Origin of the sequence: Lysobacter arseniciresistens ZS79 (assembly GCF_000768335.1) — a bacterium.
Taxonomy (GTDB): domain Bacteria; phylum Pseudomonadota; class Gammaproteobacteria; order Xanthomonadales; family Xanthomonadaceae; genus Novilysobacter; species Novilysobacter arseniciresistens.
Window position 1 is genome coordinate 1 of sequence record NZ_AVPT01000097.1, and the last position, 225, is coordinate 225.

The 225-nt window shown below is 79.1% G+C and carries 1 protein-coding gene; it reads right to left on the bottom strand.

All coding sequences use genetic code 11. The annotated features are described in order from the left end of the window. On the bottom strand, positions 1–225 hold a 225-nt coding region (gene rhlB / locus N799_RS14990; RefSeq protein ID WP_152598004.1), incomplete at both ends, for an ATP-dependent RNA helicase RhlB.

Consider the following 225-nt stretch of genomic DNA (forward strand, 5'->3'; position numbering starts at 1 on the left):
GGCCGCGGCCGGTGCCTCCTCGCGGCGCGGGCGGCGACTGCGGCCCCCCTCGCCACGGCCGCCTTCGCGACGCCCGCCCTCGCTGCCACCGCGACGTCCGCCACCGCCACTGCGGCTGCGACCGCCACCGCGGCGCTCCTCGTCGGCCGCGCGCTGCTCGCGGGCCTCCCTGAAGATCGCGCCGATGCTCTCCTGCTCGCCGTCGTCGCCCTCGACCGGCTTTTT